This window comes from Geminicoccus sp., from assembly GCF_036263595.1.
Lineage (GTDB): Bacteria > Pseudomonadota > Alphaproteobacteria > Geminicoccales > Geminicoccaceae > Geminicoccus.
In genome coordinates, this window is sequence record NZ_DATAGQ010000052.1 from 43,622 (window position 1) to 61,147 (window position 17,526).

Consider the following 17,526-nt stretch of genomic DNA (forward strand, 5'->3'; position numbering starts at 1 on the left):
CGTCATGCCCGTGCCGCGGCATCAGAACGGCAGGAGGATGTCGAGCGCCTGCTGTCCGTAGCGGGGCTGCTGAACATCGGTGATCTGCCCGCGCCCGCCATAGGCAACGCGCAGCTCGGCGATCTTCTCGTGGCTGATCGTGTTGTCGGCCGTGATATCCTCCGGCCGGACAATTCCGGCCAGGAGGAGCTCCCGGACCTCGAAGTTGACCCGGATCTCCTGGCGGCCGCGGATGACGAGGTTGCCGTTGGGCAGCTTCTGCAGCACCACCGCCGCGACCGACACCTTGATCGCCTCGTCGCGGCTGACCGTGCCGTGGCCGCGATTGGCCGACCGGCTTTCCAGGCCCACGAAATCCTCGTCCTCTTCTTCCGGGAGAAGCTGGCGCACGGCATCGGCCACACCGAACAGGCTGTCGACACCCAGCTCCTCGCTGTTCTTGCGCGACCGTGTGCTCTCGTTGCTCAGCTCGGCACTGTCCGCCATGGTGACGCGTACCGTGAGCACGTCGCCGACCTCGCGGGCGCGCTGGTCCTTGAAGAAGGCGCGTGCCCCGCTTCGCCAGAGGCTGTTCGCACCGGCACTCGGCGCCTCCAACTCATGCTCTGGCATCGGCAGCGACACGGGCTGATAACCTGGGGCGGTCACTGGATTCTCGATCGGCGTCAGGGGTGGCGCCTTCCCGATCATTTCCAGCCGCTCGGAGATCCCGCACGCGCCGAGCAGGAGGGGCAGGGCCAGGGGCCATGGCCAGCGCCGTGCGTGTAGTCCCGAAGGCCGCTTCCGCCGCTCGACGGCTCCACAAGAAGACCTCTTCATCGTCATTCCACCGAACCTCCGAGCGCGACCTCGCCGGGTCCGCTCACGATGCCATGAACTTCCCGGTTGCTCGCAGGATTGGTGGCCCGAACCGTCTGGCCGATCGCCGCGTCCTCCAGGGCGCGACCCGCGATCGTGAGCCGCAGACCGCCACGAACAAAGGTGATCAGCACCGGTTCTCCCCTCCGGACAGCACTTGGCGGCCGCAAGGCGCTACGCGCCACCGGCTGGCCGGGCCGCAGCCTCTTGGCTACCTCCGACCGGCGCATTTCGGCCGGTGATCGGACCAGTTCGTCGTCGAGCCTGACCGCGGGCAGCCAGGCAGACCCCAGCATGTCGCCCGTCAGGATCGTGCCTGCCGGGACCGGCCGCAGCGGGACCGGCACCTCGACCATCGCCTGGACATCGGCCGCGAACGGCAGGTGGGCCGATCGACCGTCAGCGTCCTGGACGCGAAGCTGGCCTTCGATGCGTCCGTCTGCCGTGTCGGGGTCCAGAGGCGGCCCTTTCATCTCCTCCACGACAATCGCCATGTCGCCGCTGGTCGGATTGGTCATGGGTGAATCAGGCCGGACGATCCTGATCGACCAGATCCCTTCGGGAGGTGGTGGGAGTTCCTGCAAGACCAGGGCCTGGACTGCCGCCGCATCGAGTGCCTTGCCTGGGCCCACCATTACCGGCTCGCTGGCCGCCGCCCCATCTGCGCCAAGGGAAAGGCCCATCAGGATTCCGCCTGTGATCGAGCGGATGCGCATCCTAGCCCTCATCAGCCGCGCAGCTGGGTGACGGTGCCCATCATCGTGTCGGATGCCGTGATCACCCGCGAGTTCAGCTCGTAGGCCCGCTGCGCCGTAATGAGGCTCGTGATTTCGGATACAGGATTGACGTTGGAATTCTCCAGGTACCCTTGCAGCATGGTGCCGAAGCCTTCGCTCCCTGGCGTGCCGATGCTGGCCGGGCCGGAAGCCGCAGTCTCGCCGAACAGGTTGTTGCCGAGCGGCTTCAGGCCGACCTCGTTTGCGAAGCTGGCCAACTCGACCTGGCCCAGCGCCTGCGGTTCCACCTGGCCTGGGATGCGCGCGCTGACACCTCCCTCTGCGTTCACCGTCACTTCGAGCGCATTCGCCGGCACAGTGATGCCGGGTGAGACTGGATAGCCATCGGCGGTGACGATCTGTCCCTCCGGGCTGAGCTGCAGATTACCCGAGCGCGTATAGGCCTGCTCGCCGGTCGGCAGTTCTACAGTCAGGTAGCCACGTCCCTGGATCGCCAGATCGAGATCGTTCTCCGTACCCACCAGCGGGCCCTGTTCCAGCACGCGGTAAACGGCTGCAGTCTTGACGCCCAGACCGATGTCCACGCCGGCCGGCACGAGTGTTCCGCTTTCTGAAGAGGCAGAGCCGGTCTGACGCTGGCTCTGGTAGAGCAAGTCCTGGAACTCGGGCCTGGCCCGCTTGAAGCCGGTAGTGGCCATGTTGGCGATGTTGTTGGAGATCACGTCGACGTTCAGCTGCTGGGCCGACATCCCGGTGGCAGCGATGTTCAAAGAACGCATGGGCAGTACCCTTCAGGCAGGAGGATCGGGCCAGGGGGGGAGCGTCTAGGGCTCCAGGATGCGGTCGACCGCGCGGCGAGCCAGGTCGTGGTGGGTTTCAAGGAGCTTCTGGGTGCCTTCGAAGGCACGGACGACCTCGATGAGGCGCGTCATTTCGAGAACCGGCTGGACGTTGGAGCCTTCCAGGGAACTCTGGATGATCTTGGCGTCGCTTGCCGGGCCGAGAAGCCCCTCTGGACGGTAAAGCCCGGACCCTTCCGGCACGAGCGCAGCATCTTCGGACGGCTGCACCACTCCGATCCGCCCGATCACGACCGCATCAGCTGAGACCGTTCCGTCAGCGGCCACGGAAATGATTTGAGTGGTCGGCGGGACCGACAGCGGCGTCCCACCCTGATCCAGAACGAGCGCGTTTTGGGGCGTCACCAGCTGTCCCTGGTCATTGATGGAGAACCGGCCGCCGCGGGTCAGCCGCTCTCCTTCCTGGGTCTGCACTTGAAACCAGCCCTGACCTACCAGCGCCAGATCAAGCATGCCGCCAGTCGTGCGCAGGCTGCCTTCGCGGCGGTCGACCAATGTGCCCTGTTCCCGGCCGAACGTGACCGTTCCCGGATCGCCGGCCCGCTCCACGTCCTGCGCGAACAGGAGATCCTGGCGCCGGAAGCCGGTGCTGTCGACATTGGCGATGTTGTTCGACAAGACCGCCATGGTGCGCTGCAGGCCCAGCCCGCGCCCAAGGGCTAGATAGCCGGTGAGGTCCATCTAGCGCCCCCCGCATGAAAGGGTGCAGCAATGTACTGGTCCAGCGGCGAGAATGGGGAGAGGAGAACCGGCCGCTGCAGGCTGGATGATGGTCATGCGAGGCTCCGCCGTTCGACAAGCCGATCCTGGCAGAACCTGGTTAAATAATGCTTACCGGCGGAGCGACTTTGGCGGCTGACGATGCGCAGTGCGCAAGGCTGTCCGCCGGGCTCGCCTAGTGCCTCTGGCGACCGCCCTGAATGAACATCGCCGCCGCCCGATCATCGAGGCACCGTCGCCGACTCGCTTTGGACCGCCCGGCAGACGGTGCGCCATCCATGTTCATCCATGTCCAGGCCAGTCGCGGAGGCGATACGTCCACGCCTTGCCTCCTTCAGCCCCGAGGCATGCGAAGAAAGTGCTGCTGCGGCCGGAACCCATGCTCATCAACGTGCGCGGCACGGTTCTTCTGCCCAAGGACGCCGGGACTGAACGAGCTCCTGGCGGCGCCGACCTGCTGCGAGCTCGGCCGCCAGCATTTTGACGACCTGGAGTGTCGGGGGAAGGACTTCACCGGATGCAACCAGGTGAAGCCGCGGCCCGGGATGACGGGGGCGTCGCTGTTCCTGCCGACGGCCAAGAGCTGGTCCCAGGCTTCGTCCGCGTCAGGTTCGCCGTCTGTCCGTCAGCTGGAGGCTGCGTAGCTTTCGATCGCGCCGCTGACCGAGCCCAGGATGTCAGTCAGCAGCGCTTCGTCCTCGGCTTCCACCATCACGCGGATGAGTGGCTCGGTGCCGGAGGCACGGACCAACAGGCGGCCCTTGCGGCCAAGTCTCACCTGGCTTTCCTTGATCAGCCGCTCGATCGCCGGGGCAGCCAGATCGATGCGCTGCTTGATGCGGACGTTGGAGAGCTTCTGGGGCAGGGGGCGGAACGGACGGGCCACCTCGCTCACCGGGCGGTTCTTCTTCAGCAGCACTGCCAGTACCTGCAGCGCCGCCAGGAGGCCATCCCCGGTCGTGCCAAAGTCGGTCATGATGATGTGACCGGATTGCTCGCCACCGAGGTTGAACCCGCCGGTGCGCATCTTCTCGACCACATAGCGGTCGCCCACCTTCGTCCGATGCAGCGGCAGCCCGCGGTCGGCCAGATAGGTTTCCAGGCCGAGGTTCGACATGAGCGTCGCCACGACCCCGTCACCGGTCAGGCGGCTCTCTTCCTGCCACTGCGTCGCGATCAGGGCTAGCACTTGATCACCGTCGATGACCTGTCCGCGCTCGTCGACCAGCACGACCCGGTCGGCGTCGCCATCCAGGGCGATCCCGAGGTCCGCCCCATGCGACAGCACGGCGCGCGCCACGTTCTCCGGGTGGGTCGATCCACATTCATGGTTGATGTTGAAGCCGTTTGGCGACGTGGCGACGCGCACGACCTCGGCACCCAGCTCCCAGAACAGGTCAGGAGCGATGTGATAGGCGGCACCGTTCGCGCAATCGACCGCGATCTTCAGGCCCGACAGGGTCATGCCGCGCGGAAAGCTGCTCTTCAGGTACTCGATGTACCGTCCATGCGCATCGTCGATCCGCAGGGCCCGACCAAGCTCGGCAGGTCCCGCCAGGGTTTGGGCGCGTTCGGCGAGGATAGCCTGCTCGATCTCGATCTCAATCGCGTCGGAGAGCTTGTAGCCGTCCGGGCCGAAGAGCTTGATGCCGTTGTCCTGGTAGGGGTTGTGCGAGGCGGAGATGACGACACCGAGGTCGGCCCGCAGCGTCCTTGTCAGGAACGCAGCGGCGGGCGTCGGCAACGGCCCGGCGAGCATCACGTCCATGCCTGCCGACACGAAGCCGGCGGTGAGGGCCGGCTCGATCATGTACCCGGACAGGCGAGTGTCCTTCGCGATGACCACGCGGTGGCGGTGATCGCCGCGCACGAACACGCGACCAGCAGCCTGTCCGAGCCGCAATGCCATCTCTGCGGTCATGGGCCAGGTGTTGGCAGTGCCGCGTACCCCATCGGTTCCGAACAGCCGCCGTTCCATCCCTACCCGTCTCCCATGCGATTGCGCTGTCAGCGTCCAATTGCGGCTTCCGGACCCGTAAGTCTACCTCTGCCAGGACACTGCCGTTGAAGCTTTGTGGCAGCGAAGCAACGATGCCACAGTGACATGCATCACCTTCCGGATGAACCGCCGGCTCGTCATGGACGACATACAAGGGAACGCGCGGTTGCCTTTCGTCGTCGACGTCGAAGAATGCGAGCCATAGACTCATCGTCGACGCTGGATCGTTGCTCCCGGAAGGATGTGATCATGACAGCAAGGAGCGGCATCGAGATCATTCGGCCAGACGGGATGAGTGTTCAAGTGGACAGGAGGTCGCCGGCGGGACCTTCCCGCTTATGTGCGACCGTCGGGACGCAAGCAGGATGGAACTTGTGACGACCGGCGGCAGCGACGCCGTGTGCCTGAGGCGATCCTGCGCGGAAGGATCCTGGACATCCTTGAGTAGCTAGCGGAGGCTGCCCGGTTCCTGCGCTGGCGTTCCTTCCGCCGGCAGCCGATCGAGCGCCAGCAGGAAACACTCTGAACTGTCACTGCGCGTTGCTTCGGGACGCAGGATCCGCACGCTCCTGAATATGGTCTTGGCCTGCTGCTGCAAGACGGCCTCCGCACCGCGGACCAGCTTGATCAGGACGGCACCACCCTGGCCTACATGGGCTTCGGCAAATGTCAGCACGGCCTCGCCCAACTGTTCGGCGCGGAGCCGATCGACGAGCTTGCGGCCCGTGGACGAGGCGGCCATGTCGCTCAGCACCAGGTCGACCCGATCCTGACCCTCCAAGACCTGCACCAGGGCCTGCTCGGTCTCTGCCTCCAGGAAGTCACCCTCGATAATGGTCACGCCCGCGATCGGGTCCATCGGCTGGAGGTCGACAGCAACGACCCGCGCGCCCTTCTTGACGGCATACTGGCTCCAGGAACCTGGAGCGGCACCGAGGTCGACCACGATCCGGCCGCGCTTGATCAGGCCGAAGCGTTCGTCGATCTCCTCGAGCTTGAACACCGAACGGGCGCGGTACCCCATGGACTTGGCCCGCTGCACATAAGGATCGTTGAGCTGCCGGCTCAGCCATCGCTGGGACGAGGCCGTATGGGCTCGAGCATCCTTCAGCCGCACCTTGGTGCGTGGTCCATCGCCGCTCATACGAATGCCCCAAAGGGCGCGCGCAGCTGGTGCAGGTCCTTGCCGATCAGGCCGTTCAGGATGCCTTCGCGCACGCCGCGGTCGGCGACATGCAGGCGCTCGATCGGCCAGATCCGGCACACGGCATCCAGAATGGCGCAGCCGGCAACGACCAGGTCGGCCCGACCCTTGCCGATGCAGGGATGGGCGGCACGCTCGGCATTGGTGAGGGTGCGCAGGTGGCGGCCAACCGCGTCGAGCACCCCATACTCCAGCATCGTGCCGTCGACCCGCCGACGATCGTAGCGCCTCAGGCCCAGATGAATTGCCGCCATCGTCGTGACGGTACCGGAGGTTCCCAGCACCTGGGTGGTCCCATCCGTGCTCCGATTGGCGATGTGCTGCATCTGCTCGTACCCGGTCAGCCGGTGCGCGACGAACGCGACCATGCGGTCGTAACGTTCCGCATCCGGTTCGGATCCGAAGCTCTCCGACAGGGTCACGACACCGAGCGGCAGCGAGAGGGAGATCGTACCCCCGTCCTCCGCGGCGCGGCTGCGGTCCAGCCACATGACCTCGGTCGAGCCACCGCCAATGTCGATCATCACCAGATGCCGTGCTGCCAGATCGACCAGGGGCAGGCAGCCCAGCAGGGCCAGGGATGCCTCCTCCTCCTGGTCCAGGACCTCCAGGCGAATGCCGGTGAGGCGGAAGACGCGTTCCACAAAGGCTGGGCCATTCTCGGCACGACGGCAGGCTTCCGTCGCGACGCAACGTGCCTTCGTCACGCCACGCCGGACCATGATGCTGCGGCAGACCCGCAGTGCCGCGATGGTTCTGGCCATCGCACGGTCCGACAGGCGGCCCGTATATGCCAAGCCCTCGCCGAGCCGGACGATCCGGGAGAAGCTGTCGACGACCTCGAACCCGCCCGATTGTTCCCGCGCCACCAGCAGCCTGCAATTGTTTGTGCCCAAGTCGAGCGCCGCCAGCACGGGCGCACGCTCAGCAGGGGGCTCGCGGGTATCGATCTGTTCCTGGTCATCCTCTGCCAACATGGCGTGATCATAGGCCTCTGCAGCCCGGCGGTGCAACGGATCGGAGAACCAGCGCGATCGTCCGGCCCGCTTGCGACCTGTCGTTGGTCCCTGCTACCCGCTCTTGCCGGTCGAGCGGCGCGCCTTCGCGCGGCCGGCCGCGCGTCGTCGAAGCTGTGCCAGATGGCTGACTGCCGAAACCGGGTGAAGATGAGCACGTACCGATCGCTTCCTGCACTCGCCGTTCTGCTCGGGCTGGCAGCCTGTTCCAGCGATGAGCAGCAGTCCGTCGTCAGTCAGGGACCCTATTGCCCGAAGCCCAGCATCGTCGCGGACCTGAATCAGACCGAGATGAGGGCGGCAGATGGCCAGGTCGAGTGGACGGCAAGGCTGGCCAATCTTGCGTCGATCTGCGATGCGCGCGAGTTCGACTATACAGTCGAAATGGACGTTGTCGTCGACCTGCGGACAGGGCCAGCATTCAGGCCCGGGCCCGTCAACCTCGCCTATTTCGTCGCCGTAGCCACGCCCACCGGCGAGGTCATCGACAAGCAGTCCTTCGTCGTCATCCTGGAGCCGGGCCGCAACGAGCGCCGCGCATTGCGGCGCGAAACGCTGCGCCAGCGCCTGCCGCTCAGCTACCAGGGCGAGCGGACGACCTGGTCGGTTCTGGTCGGTTTCGAGCCCACCTCGCAGCAGGTCCGGGACCGCACCGAGGAAGCGCCAAGCGTGGACATCGTGCCGCCCTCCGCGCCCGGAAGTGGACAGTGACCGATTCGTCCCCCTAGAACTTGCTCGTCACCCGGCCGATGACGCTAGCCCGTCGATCGGCCGGCATGTGGCAAGGGCGAGGTGCACGACCTCTGTGGGCCGGGTCCAAGCTCTTGCCACCTAGGGGGGCAAGAAATGACGGGCTTCGAGATCTTCCTCTATTTCTTGGTGATCGCCTGCGGGGTGGTCGGGCTTGGCTACGGCGTGATGACGCGTGCCCAGGTCCTGGCTCTCCCCGCAGGCAATGAGCGCATGCAGGAGATCGCTGCCGCCATCCAGGAGGGCGCGCGAGCTTACCTGAACCGGCAGTATACGACCATTGCCATCGTCGGCGTGGTCATCCTGGTCGTGCTGGCGATCCTCCTGGGGATCTACCCGGCCATCGGTTTTGCGATCGGGGCTGTGCTGTCCGGTGCGGCCGGGTTCATCGGCATGAACGTCTCGGTCCGGGCCAATGTCCGTACCGCCGAGGCTGCCCGCCATGGGTTGGCTCGAGGACTGGACGTCTCGTTCAAGGCGGGTGCAGTCACGGGCATGCTGGTGGTGGCGCTGGGCCTGCTCGGCGTAGCGCTCTATTTCGGCCTCTTGAGCGCCATCGGGGTCGACGAGCGCAAGATTCTGGAAGCCCTGGTCGGGCTTTCCTTCGGCGCGTCCCTGATCTCGATCTTCGCGAGGCTTGGTGGCGGCATCTTCACCAAAGGTGCCGACGTGGGCGCCGATCTCGTGGGCAAGGTCGAGGCGGGTATTCCTGAGGACGATCCGCGCAACCCCGCCGTGATCGCGGACAATGTCGGAGACAATGTCGGCGACTGTGCCGGCATGGCGGCCGACCTGTTCGAGACTTACGCCGTAACCATGGTCGCCACCATGCTGCTCGGTGCCATCTTCTTCGATGGCGCGCAGCAGGCGACGCTGATGCTGTTCCCGCTGGTCGTAGGCGGTCTCTGCCTCCTTGCCTCGATCGGCGGAACCTATTTCGTGAAGCTGGGGCCCAGCAACAACATCATGGCCGCCCTTTACAAGGGCTTCATCTCGGCAGCGATCGCATCGGCTGTGCTCCTGCTGATCTTCTGCCTCATCATGTTGAGCGGCACGACGTTCACCCCGACAGTGGGTGCACCGTTCGGCTGGGGCCATGTTTTCGGCTGCACGCTGGTCGGCCTCGCCGTGACCGGGCTGTTGATGTGGATCACGGACTTCTACACCGGGACGGCGCATTCGCCCGTGCGCTCGATCGCCAAGGCCAGCGAGACCGGCCACGGCACGAATGTCATCCAGGGCCTTGCCGTGTCGATGGAAGGCACCGCTCTGCCGGTGCTGGTCATCTGCGCCGGTATCCTGGTCAGCTTCCTCCTGGCCGGCATCTACGGGATCGCCGTGGCGGCCACGACCATGCTGGCGCTGACTGGCGTAGTGGTCGGTCTCGATGCCTATGGTCCGGTGACCGACAATGCGGGCGGCATCGCGGAGATGGCGGATCTGCCAAAGGAAGTGCGTGTCACGACCGATGCGCTCGATGCCGTCGGCAATACCACCAAGGCGGTCACCAAGGGCTATGCGATCGGTTCGGCAGGCCTGGCGGCGGTGGTGCTGTTCGCAGCCTACGTGCAGGACCTCGGGCATTATTTCCCCGAGTATGCCAACCTCTCCTTCAACCTGTCCGACCCCTATGTCGTGATCGGGCTCTTTATCGGTGGCCTGCTGCCATACCTCTTCGGCGCCATGGGCATGAAGGCAGTCGGGCGGTCAGCAGGGGCGATCGTCGAGGAGGTGCGCCGGCAGTTCCGCGAGAACCCTGGGATCATGGCCGGTACGTCCAAGCCCGACTATAGCCGCGCGGTCGACATGCTCACCAAGGCGGCCATCAAGGAGATGATCGTCCCGTCACTCCTGCCGGTGCTGGCGCCGATCCTGCTCTACGTCGTGATCGCGGCTGTCGACAGCCAGGCCAAGGCGTTCATCGCCTTGGGCGCGATGCTGTTGGGCACCATCGTGACGGGCATCTTCGTGGCCATCTCGATGACGACCGGCGGCGGTGCCTGGGACAACGCCAAGAAGCTGATCGAGGAAGGCCACCATGGCGGCAAAGGATCCGATGCGCACAAGGCGGCGGTTACCGGCGACACGGTCGGCGATCCCTACAAGGACACAGCCGGCCCCGCCATCAACCCGATGATCAAGATCATCAACATCGTGGCCTTGCTCATCCTGGCCGCACTCGGTGGCATGGCTGCCTCCTGAGGCCAGCATCGAGCGGCTCTCTGCCCAATGAGAAGGCCCGGTCGGACAAGCCGACCGGGCCTTTTCGATGCGGCGCGGATGGCGAAATCACGTTCCGCCGCGGCGGCCGGTGCGCTGGTTCCAAAATGGTGGAGCGCGATCGCGGGTCGGTGCCTCCGAGTTGAAGCGACCGATATTGCCCAGCAGTTGCTGGGCCAGGCTCAGTTCGTTGCCGGCGGTCGGCGTGGCATCCTCCACGGGCGTGATGTTCTCGGCCTGCGCCAGGTCGGCCCGCTCCACCTCTTGCACCAGTTCGTCCTCGCCGAACCGGATCGCCAGCACCTGCTGATCGGTGATCTCGGCCTGGTAGAACGACTTGCGCTCAGTCTTCTGCGCAACGTAGTACCACTCGTTGTCCTCGAACGTCCCAAGCGCCGAAGGCGAGCCCATCAATCTTGCCACATCCTGCTTCGACGTGACACCCGGCACGATCGAACCCACCATATCGGTATCAAACCGGTGCCCATGGTTGTCGATTGTGGGTGAACAGGCGCCCAGGAGCAGGGCCAGCACGGGAAGCGGAAGCGTGCGTCGCACTGTCATCGGGACTGCTCGTTCCTTGACCATCCAGCAAGACGACCGCACATGCGGCCATCGTCATGGGTACTTAACCGCATGAACTCTCAGCAACAAGGCGGGATCGTCGCGCGGCTTCGCCGGCTGTTCGGCTCAAGGGACGTCGCCGCTGATCGTCAGGAGGCGGCGAAGATCTACCGTCGCGCGGTCGTTCGGGCCCGCCGACCGGAACTCTACATGCGGTACAAGGTCGCCGACACCCCGGCAGGACGCTACGAGATGATCGCCTGGCAGGTCATGGTCGAGCTGAATCTTCTGGGCGATCGAGGTGAAGATGGCCGGCGGATCGGTCAGGAGGTCGTAGACCTGATGTTCACCGACATGGACCGCTCCCTACGCGAGCTGGGTGTCGGCGATCCTTCGGTCGGCCGCCAGATGCGTGAGCTCGGTAACACCTGGAAAGCACGGGTCGCCCTGGCGCAGCGGGCGCTGCCGCCACCTGCGACGCAGTCCGACTCCCAAGGTGATCAGCAGGAGCTGGCTGTGTTCCTCGAGCGGAATGCGGGAGCGAGAGAAGCCCCGGCAGACGGGCAGGGACTGGCGGCGGATCTGCTGCAGATCCTGCAGCGGCTGCGGGCAGAGCAGCAAGGCGGCGCACCTTGACCCTATAAGGGGCTGCTCCTAACTCTTCGGCAAGTCGATGGGCAGCCGGGTGACTGGGGCCGAGCAGAAGTGCGTCGCGCGAAGACCTCCTGTCGTCGTCGTTGTGATAACCTGATAGTGTGGTTCTTGACTTCAAGGGCTATTGGCCTCGTGGGGGACTTGAGTGGACTGGTCGGTCGAGTTCGAGCGTCGGCAGAAGGTGGACCGGGTTACGGCAACCCCCCTGGTCGTACATCTTCATGCCGAGCCAGAGGAACGTCGCGCGATCGCCAAGCGCCTGGAGTTGCAGGATGTCGCCAAACTGGAAGCCGACTGCGAGCTGGATCGACCGGTGCATGGAGACAGCGTCCGGCTGAAGGGCAAGCTGACGGCCCAGGTAACACAGACTTGCGTTGTGACTCTTGAACCCATCCCGGTGGAACTGACGGCAGAGTTCGAGCGGCTCTACGTGCCCGGCTGGAAACCGGAAATGGAAGGGGACGAAGAGGCGGTCGACGCCGAGGCACCCGACATGGAGCCGCTCGAAGGCGACTCCATCGATCTTGGGGAAGCGGTGGTCGAGGAGCTTTCGCTTGCCCTCGACCCTTACCCCCGCTTGCCAGGAGTTGAGGTCGACGAGGACGGTGAAGCTGATCGGCCCAATCCGTTCCAGGCTCTATCGGCACTCCGCCGATCATGACCTTGGTAATCGCGCTCGACCTCATGGGTGGCGACAACGCGCCCGAGGTCGCGGTCGAAGGCGCCGCCATCGCGCGTGCGCGGTTTCCTGACCTGCGTTTCCTCCTGTTTGGCGACGAGGCGAAGGTAAGGCCCCATCTGGCCAAGCATCCCGACATCGCTGCGATGGAGTTCGTCCACACCAGCGAGTTCGTGGCCGGTGACGCCAAGCCTTCGCTCGCGCTTCGGCAAGGGCGTCAGTCGTCGATGCGGCTTGCCATCAACGCGGTGAAGGACGGATCGGCCGCCGCCGCCGTTTCTGCGGGTAATACCGGCGCATTGATGGCGATGGCGAAGTTCGTCCTGAAGACACTGCCTGGGATCGACCGCCCGGCAATCGCAGGACCGATGCCAACCAGCGACAAGACCGCCGTCGTGCTGGACCTTGGCGCCAATGTGGATTGCGGCGTCGAGCATCTCGTGCAGTTTGCAGTCATGGGCCATGTGTTCGCTCGGATCGTGACCGGCGTGGCAGATCCGAAGATCGGGCTGTTGAACATCGGTACCGAGGACCTCAAGGGCAGCGACGAGATCCGCTCGGCTGCCGCCATCTTGCGCAGCAGCTCGCTGGCGGGGGCCTTTTACGGCTTCGTGGAAGGGACCGATGTCACCAAGGGTGTGGTCGACGTCGTGGTGACTGACGGGTTCACCGGCAACGTCGCTCTCAAGATCGCCGAAGGTACCGCCAGCATGTACAGCTCGTTCCTCCGGACCGCATTCCGGTCCGACTGGAGAGCGAAGCTGGGCTATCTGCTGGCCAAGCCGGCGCTGGACCGCGTCCGCACCCGGCTCGATCCACGGCGATACAATGGCGCGATGCTGCTGGGGCTGAACGGCGTCGTGGTGAAGAGCCACGGCGGCACCGATGCAGTCGGCTTTGGCCATGCGATCGGTGCGGCGGTGGAACTGGTCCGGGCCGGTGCCAACGAGCGGATCATCGAGGAAATGACCAGGATGGCGGCCCAGGACAGCAGTGCTCCCGCCGCGGCGGTGGGCTGAAGGTGGCAACAATGCGCTCGATCGTGCTCGGGATAGGGTCTTACCTGCCCGAGCGAATGATCACGAACGACGATTTGGCGAAAACGGTCGACACATCGGACGAATGGATCCGCGAACGCACAGGAATCACGCGTCGCCACTTCGTAGCTCAGGGGGAGCAGACGTCCGATCTGGGCGTCGCCGCGGCGTTGCGAGCCATCGAGGATGCCGGGATCGAGCCGGCATCGATCGACCTTGTGATCGTAGCCACCTCGACGCCAGACAATACGTTTCCCGCCACAGCCACGGCCGTCCAGCGCAAATTGGGGCTGCCGATCGGCATAGCGTTCGATGTTCAGGCAGTCTGCGCCGGCTTCGTCTACGCACTCTCCGTGGCCGATGCGATGCTGGTGACTGGAAGGGCACGCCGCGCTCTGGTGGTCGGCGCGGAGTCGTTCTCCAAGATTCTGGACTTCAATGACCGCAGCACCTGTGTCTTGTTCGGTGATGGTGCTGGTGCCGTCGTTCTTGCGGCGACTGAGCAGCCCGGACACGTGACCGACCGTGGCATCCTGGCGACGGCGCTGGCCGCTGACGGGAGGCAGTACGACCATCTGTTCGTTGACGGCGGAGCGTCATCGACCGGCACGATCGGCGTGCTCCGCATGAACGGCCGCGAGGTGTTCCGTCACGCTGTACAGCGTCTGGCGGAAACGGCGATCGAAGTCGTGGCCAAGGCGGGCCTGCGGATGGCCGATATCGACTACCTCATCCCGCATCAGGCGAACCGGCGGATCATCGAGGCCGTGGGCAAGCGACTGGACATACCAGCCGACCAGGTCGTGGTGACCGTCGACCGGCATGCCAACACCTCCGCCGCTTCCATCCCACTAGCCTTGGATGTCGCGGTGAAGGACGGCCGGATCAAGGAGGGTGACCTGCTGGTGCTCAACGCCATGGGAGGCGGGTTCACCTGGGGTGCCGCTCTGCTCCGATGGTAGTCATTGGTCGTCCGTAGGTTGCAAGTGACACTGGCCTTCTGCTCATGAGCAGGTGGGCGCTCTACCCTTGCGCTCGCGGATCGCGTTGATTTACCGTGACTTGCCAACGACTCCAGTGAATGAGGACGAGATCGGGCATGGCCGAGCGGACGGTCACACGAGCGCATCTGGCCGAGGCCGTCTTCCAGGAAGTGGGACTGTCCAGAAGCGAGTCCGCCATGCTGGTCGACGAAGTGCTGGACCGTGTCTCGGATGCCCTGGTGGCTGACGGAACGGTCAAGATCTCCTCGTTCGGCACGTTTGCAGTTCGGCAGAAGGGTGAACGGCTCGGGCGCAATCCCAAGACGGGTGAAGAGGTACCAATCCTCCCCCGTCGGGTTCTGGTGTTCCGGCCCTCGCAGGTTCTCAAGGCGAGATTGAACGGCGAAGAGCCGCCGGCCGACCCAGGTGCTGACGGATGAGCAACAGCTTGGTCGGCCCGGGAGGCACGATCGACCGCTCGCTGTCTCGCCCGGCCAAGGCGGCGACCGCCTTTCGCACGATCAGCGAGGTGGCGGACGAACTCGACGTAGCACAGCATGTGCTGCGCTTCTGGGAAAGCAAGTTTCCACAGGTGCGGCCGCTTAAGCGGGGCGGGGGGCGCCGCTATTACCGGCCGGAGGATATCGATCTTCTCCGGCGCATCCGTGGCCTGCTCTACGATGAAGGCTACACGATCAAGGGTGTGCAGAAGCTCCTGCGGGTGCGCCGCCGGCCAGGTGTCGAGGAGGGGGAGCCTTCCCTGCCGGGCATCGCACCGGAACCGGTAGGTTCGACTGCCAGCCCCGATGATTTGCCAGAAGACGATCTCGACGAGCAGCCGGAGAGCAGGGCGATCGAGGAGGCGCCGGATCCCCGGGCCGCTGCGTATCGCCGGGCGCTGGCGGAATTGCATGCCGAGCTGCTGGCGCTGGCCGATCTGGCAGGCCGTCTTCGTCGAACAAGCAACCCGGCGTTGTCGGAACCGACGGACGGTGCTATCGACCGGTCCGCACGGAGCGTGGCGCAGCCCGGTTAGCGCACCAGTCTGGGGGACTGGGGGTCGCGAGTTCAAATCTCGCCGCTCCGACCAAGCTTTTCTGAGACTTAATAGGTCACTGGTACCTGAAGGACCAGGGTTTAGGTACCAGCTAGGGACCGAGGAAGCTTAGAGTTAGTGTAGACCTGTTAAAGGCTGGCTACGCCGCAGGCATGGGCGATATCTTTGCCTCGTACACACGTGTTGCGTGGCCAGATGCCATGAGGCGTTTATCTCAATGGCTGTCTCGCCTGTGAGATTTTGCCGCCTAGTTGTGTCTCCTAACAGGCGAGCGGTCAGTTTCAGGCGCTGAATGGAACTTCGGCCTGGACGGCTGGGGAAGTGTCTCACACGCTGGTCGCCAGCGAGCATCCGGGCGGCCGTCGTGATAAATGCAGTCATCACGGCCGAGACGTCGAACTTTGGCTTTCCCGCCTGATACGACCCGGTCTTGCTTCGCATGGCTATCCAGACCGAGCGCTACTCTCCTGAAGACCCGACAACGTCCCTCATCAAGCTGCGCCAGTTCGGCGAGATCCTAGCCCAGCAGGTTACGGCGCGGGCAGGCATCTTCACGTCGCCCGAGGAGCCGCAGGCCGACTTGTTGCGGCGGATTCTGTTGGAGGCTGGGTATTCCGGCGAGGTAATCGACCTCTTCCACGATCTTCGACGTGCCGGAAACGAGGCGGTGCATCGACACCACGGCGACCATGCGACCGCGCTCATCTGCCTGAAGCTCGCCGGCCAACTGGACATCTGGTTCCACCGGACATACGGCGGCGACCGCCACTTCAGGCTGGGATCGTTCCTGCCGCCGTGTCCTCCAGCTGACCCGACAGCTGCCCTGCGCCAAGAGCTCGACCGGCTCATGGCCGAACGGAATGCCAGTCTGTCGGCGGCTGACCGTGCCCGGGAAGCAGATGCTGCGGCGGAGGCAGCACGCCAGAGTGCCGAAGATCAGGCACGCGCGGCAGCCGAGGAGTGTGCCTTCCGGGAGGAGTATGCTGCCGAGACCGAGGGCCGCCAAGGAAGCTGCCCTGGCTCGGCTGGCGAGCCTGCAGGAGGCGGCTGCTGCTGCGCCCATAGCGATGCAGCTCGCAACGGCCGTAGCCGCCCAGCAGGCTGCGGCTGCGATCGATCTCGACGAAGCCGCCACCCGGGTGCTGATCGATGTGCGCCTGAGGGCACGCGGCTGGAAACGGATTCGCAGGTGCTAGGTGTTTGGCCCCCCAGGCGTTACGGATGGCCTACTCTCTCGAAGATCGAATTGGATGCTCCATGGCACAGGTTCACCACGGCAGCGCCACGACCATGGCTCGCAGCCGAGCACAAATCCAATCCTCGAGAAGTACCCATCGCAGTCCTCGCGCGCCGGCTCGGGCAGGGTCGGAAGACGGTGAGGAAGTAGCGCTTTCGCTCCTCCATCCGCGACCTGCCGATGGGGCTTAAGCAGCGGAAGAGTTCGGTCCTGTCGGCACTGGAGGAGGGCGCCGTGGTGGCGGTCCGGGTACAGATAAAGGCTGCCGATGATCTCTGCAGCGTCATGCGGGACGCGATCTTCGCCTTTGTCCCGCAGCACCCTCCATCGCGCTCTACAGCGCCCTGTCAGCGCTGCTGACATCCGCCCGGGGATCGGGCTTCGGCCCGATGGCGTCTCGCGCCTGCCTTGCCCTCCGCGGGACAAGGTCAAGCGCTTCGAGGCCTATGAGATCGGCTACGTCCACCTCGACATCTGCGAGCTCCGAACCGCTCAAGGGGAAGGCCCACCTCTTCGTGGCCATCAGCCATCTGCTGACGGCTGATCCAATCTCCAAGAGAGACTGGGCCAGCAGGCCCGGGAGGCGATCGGACCGCCAAGCTCGTGTTCGCCCGCCTTGGCCGCAAGGCCAACAAGCTGGCTGCACAAGGCTTCCCCAAGATCCTGATCCGGACCGTGCCGGACAAGATCCACACCGTGCTCACCGACAACAGCCTGCCCCGGGCCCGATCCGGGGGCGTGCAGTTCTCCGACCTGGCCCGCACTGGCGGGCAGGTCATGGTGCACCCGTTCACAAAGGCTGGGCTGGGCCAACGGCATCGAGCACCGACTGACCAGGCCCTGCCATCCTTGGACCAACCGACAGGCAGAGCGAACCGTGAGCACGATCAAGGACGTCATCGTGCACGCCTTCCACGACGCCACGAGCTGGGAGCTACGACGCCAGATCGC

The 17,526-nt window shown here is 65.0% G+C and carries 17 protein-coding genes, 1 tRNA gene and 1 pseudogene; 10 read left to right on the forward strand and 9 right to left on the reverse strand.

All coding sequences use genetic code 11. The annotated features are described in order from the left end of the window. Positions 1–21 precede the first annotated feature (21 nt). The 7 genes from flgH to VHL31_RS04415 form a co-directional block, all read right to left on the reverse strand. On the reverse strand, positions 22–819 hold the full coding sequence (gene flgH, locus VHL31_RS04385; RefSeq protein WP_329659989.1) for a flagellar basal body L-ring protein FlgH: 798 nt from the start codon (positions 817–819) through the stop codon (positions 22–24). Positions 820–821: 2 nt separating this feature from the next. Next, a complete protein-coding gene (flgA, locus tag VHL31_RS04390) occupies positions 822–1,574 on the reverse strand; it encodes a flagellar basal body P-ring formation chaperone FlgA (RefSeq protein ID WP_329659990.1) in 753 nt (250 codons plus the stop codon). 11 nt (positions 1,575–1,585) lie between these two features. After that, entirely contained in the window at positions 1,586–2,374 is a 789-nt protein-coding gene (gene flgG, locus VHL31_RS04395; protein ID WP_329659991.1) for a flagellar basal-body rod protein FlgG, read from the reverse strand. 45 nt (positions 2,375–2,419) lie between these two features. Then, positions 2,420–3,136: a flagellar hook-basal body complex protein gene (locus VHL31_RS04400; RefSeq protein WP_329659992.1), complete on the reverse strand. Its 717-nt coding sequence runs from the start codon at positions 3,134–3,136 to the stop codon at positions 2,420–2,422. A 664-nt stretch (positions 3,137–3,800) separates the two neighbouring features. Next, a complete protein-coding gene (gene glmM, locus VHL31_RS04405) occupies positions 3,801–5,153 on the reverse strand; it encodes a phosphoglucosamine mutase (protein ID WP_329659993.1) in 1,353 nt (450 codons plus the stop codon). 469 nt (positions 5,154–5,622) lie between these two features. After that, positions 5,623–6,318, reverse strand: coding sequence for an RlmE family RNA methyltransferase (locus tag VHL31_RS04410; RefSeq protein WP_329659994.1), 696 nt, complete (start codon positions 6,316–6,318; stop codon positions 5,623–5,625). Further along, complete coding sequence (locus tag VHL31_RS04415; protein WP_329659995.1) at positions 6,315–7,355, reverse strand: Ppx/GppA phosphatase family protein; 1,041 nt, start codon at positions 7,353–7,355, stop codon at positions 6,315–6,317. The genes VHL31_RS04410 and VHL31_RS04415 overlap by 4 nt, the downstream gene beginning before the upstream one ends. A 189-nt stretch (positions 7,356–7,544) precedes the next feature. Here VHL31_RS04415 and VHL31_RS04420 point away from each other — a divergent pair, with 189 nt between their 5' ends. Together VHL31_RS04420 and VHL31_RS04425 are read left to right on the forward strand one after the other, a co-directional pair. Beyond that, positions 7,545–8,105 (forward strand): hypothetical protein, encoded by a 561-nt coding sequence (locus tag VHL31_RS04420; protein ID WP_329659996.1) that lies wholly within the window; start codon positions 7,545–7,547, stop codon positions 8,103–8,105. A 135-nt stretch (positions 8,106–8,240) separates the two neighbouring features. Then, positions 8,241–10,346 carry a sodium-translocating pyrophosphatase gene (locus VHL31_RS04425; RefSeq protein WP_329659997.1) on the forward strand — a complete coding sequence of 702 codons (2,106 nt, stop codon included), beginning with the start codon at positions 8,241–8,243 and terminating at the stop codon, positions 10,344–10,346. A gap of 87 nt (positions 10,347–10,433) precedes the next feature. On the opposite strand, the gene VHL31_RS04430 is transcribed toward VHL31_RS04425, so the two are convergent. Next, a complete protein-coding gene (locus VHL31_RS04430) occupies positions 10,434–10,928 on the reverse strand; it encodes an outer membrane protein assembly factor BamE (protein WP_329659998.1) in 495 nt (164 codons plus the stop codon). Positions 10,929–11,000: 72 nt separating this feature from the next. Here VHL31_RS04430 and VHL31_RS04435 point away from each other — a divergent pair, with 72 nt between their 5' ends. The 7 genes from VHL31_RS04435 to VHL31_RS04465 all read left to right on the forward strand — a co-directional run bounded on the left by VHL31_RS04435 (position 11,001) and on the right by VHL31_RS04465 (position 15,371). Beyond that, entirely contained in the window at positions 11,001–11,564 is a 564-nt protein-coding gene (locus VHL31_RS04435; RefSeq protein ID WP_329659999.1) for a ubiquinol-cytochrome C chaperone family protein, read from the forward strand. Between the two features lie 163 nt (positions 11,565–11,727). Continuing rightward, entirely contained in the window at positions 11,728–12,243 is a 516-nt protein-coding gene (locus VHL31_RS04440) for a DUF177 domain-containing protein (protein ID WP_329660000.1), read from the forward strand. Next, complete coding sequence (plsX, locus tag VHL31_RS04445; protein ID WP_329660001.1) at positions 12,240–13,280, forward strand: phosphate acyltransferase PlsX; 1,041 nt, start codon at positions 12,240–12,242, stop codon at positions 13,278–13,280. Before VHL31_RS04440 ends, plsX begins: the two co-directional genes overlap by 4 nt. An 11-nt stretch (positions 13,281–13,291) precedes the next feature. Beyond that, positions 13,292–14,260, forward strand: a complete 969-nt coding sequence (locus VHL31_RS04450; RefSeq protein WP_329660002.1) for a beta-ketoacyl-ACP synthase III — start codon at positions 13,292–13,294, stop codon at positions 14,258–14,260. Positions 14,261–14,397: 137 nt separating this feature from the next. Then, positions 14,398–14,721 (forward strand): integration host factor subunit alpha, encoded by a 324-nt coding sequence (locus VHL31_RS04455; protein WP_329660003.1) that lies wholly within the window; start codon positions 14,398–14,400, stop codon positions 14,719–14,721. Next, on the forward strand, positions 14,718–15,317 hold the full coding sequence (locus VHL31_RS04460) for a MerR family transcriptional regulator (protein ID WP_329660004.1): 600 nt from the start codon (positions 14,718–14,720) through the stop codon (positions 15,315–15,317). Before VHL31_RS04455 ends, VHL31_RS04460 begins: the two co-directional genes overlap by 4 nt. Continuing rightward, positions 15,294–15,371, forward strand: a tRNA-Pro gene (locus VHL31_RS04465). Before VHL31_RS04460 ends, VHL31_RS04465 begins: the two co-directional genes overlap by 24 nt. Before the next feature lie 484 nt (positions 15,372–15,855). Here the strand turns inward: VHL31_RS04465 and VHL31_RS04470 are convergent. Further along, entirely contained in the window at positions 15,856–16,344 is a 489-nt protein-coding gene (locus VHL31_RS04470; protein ID WP_329660005.1) for a hypothetical protein, read from the reverse strand. A gap of 834 nt (positions 16,345–17,178) precedes the next feature. On the opposite strand from VHL31_RS04470, the pseudogene VHL31_RS04475 reads away from it, so the two are divergent. Further along, positions 17,179–17,526, forward strand: a pseudogene (locus tag VHL31_RS04475) (hypothetical protein); the annotation flags it as partial.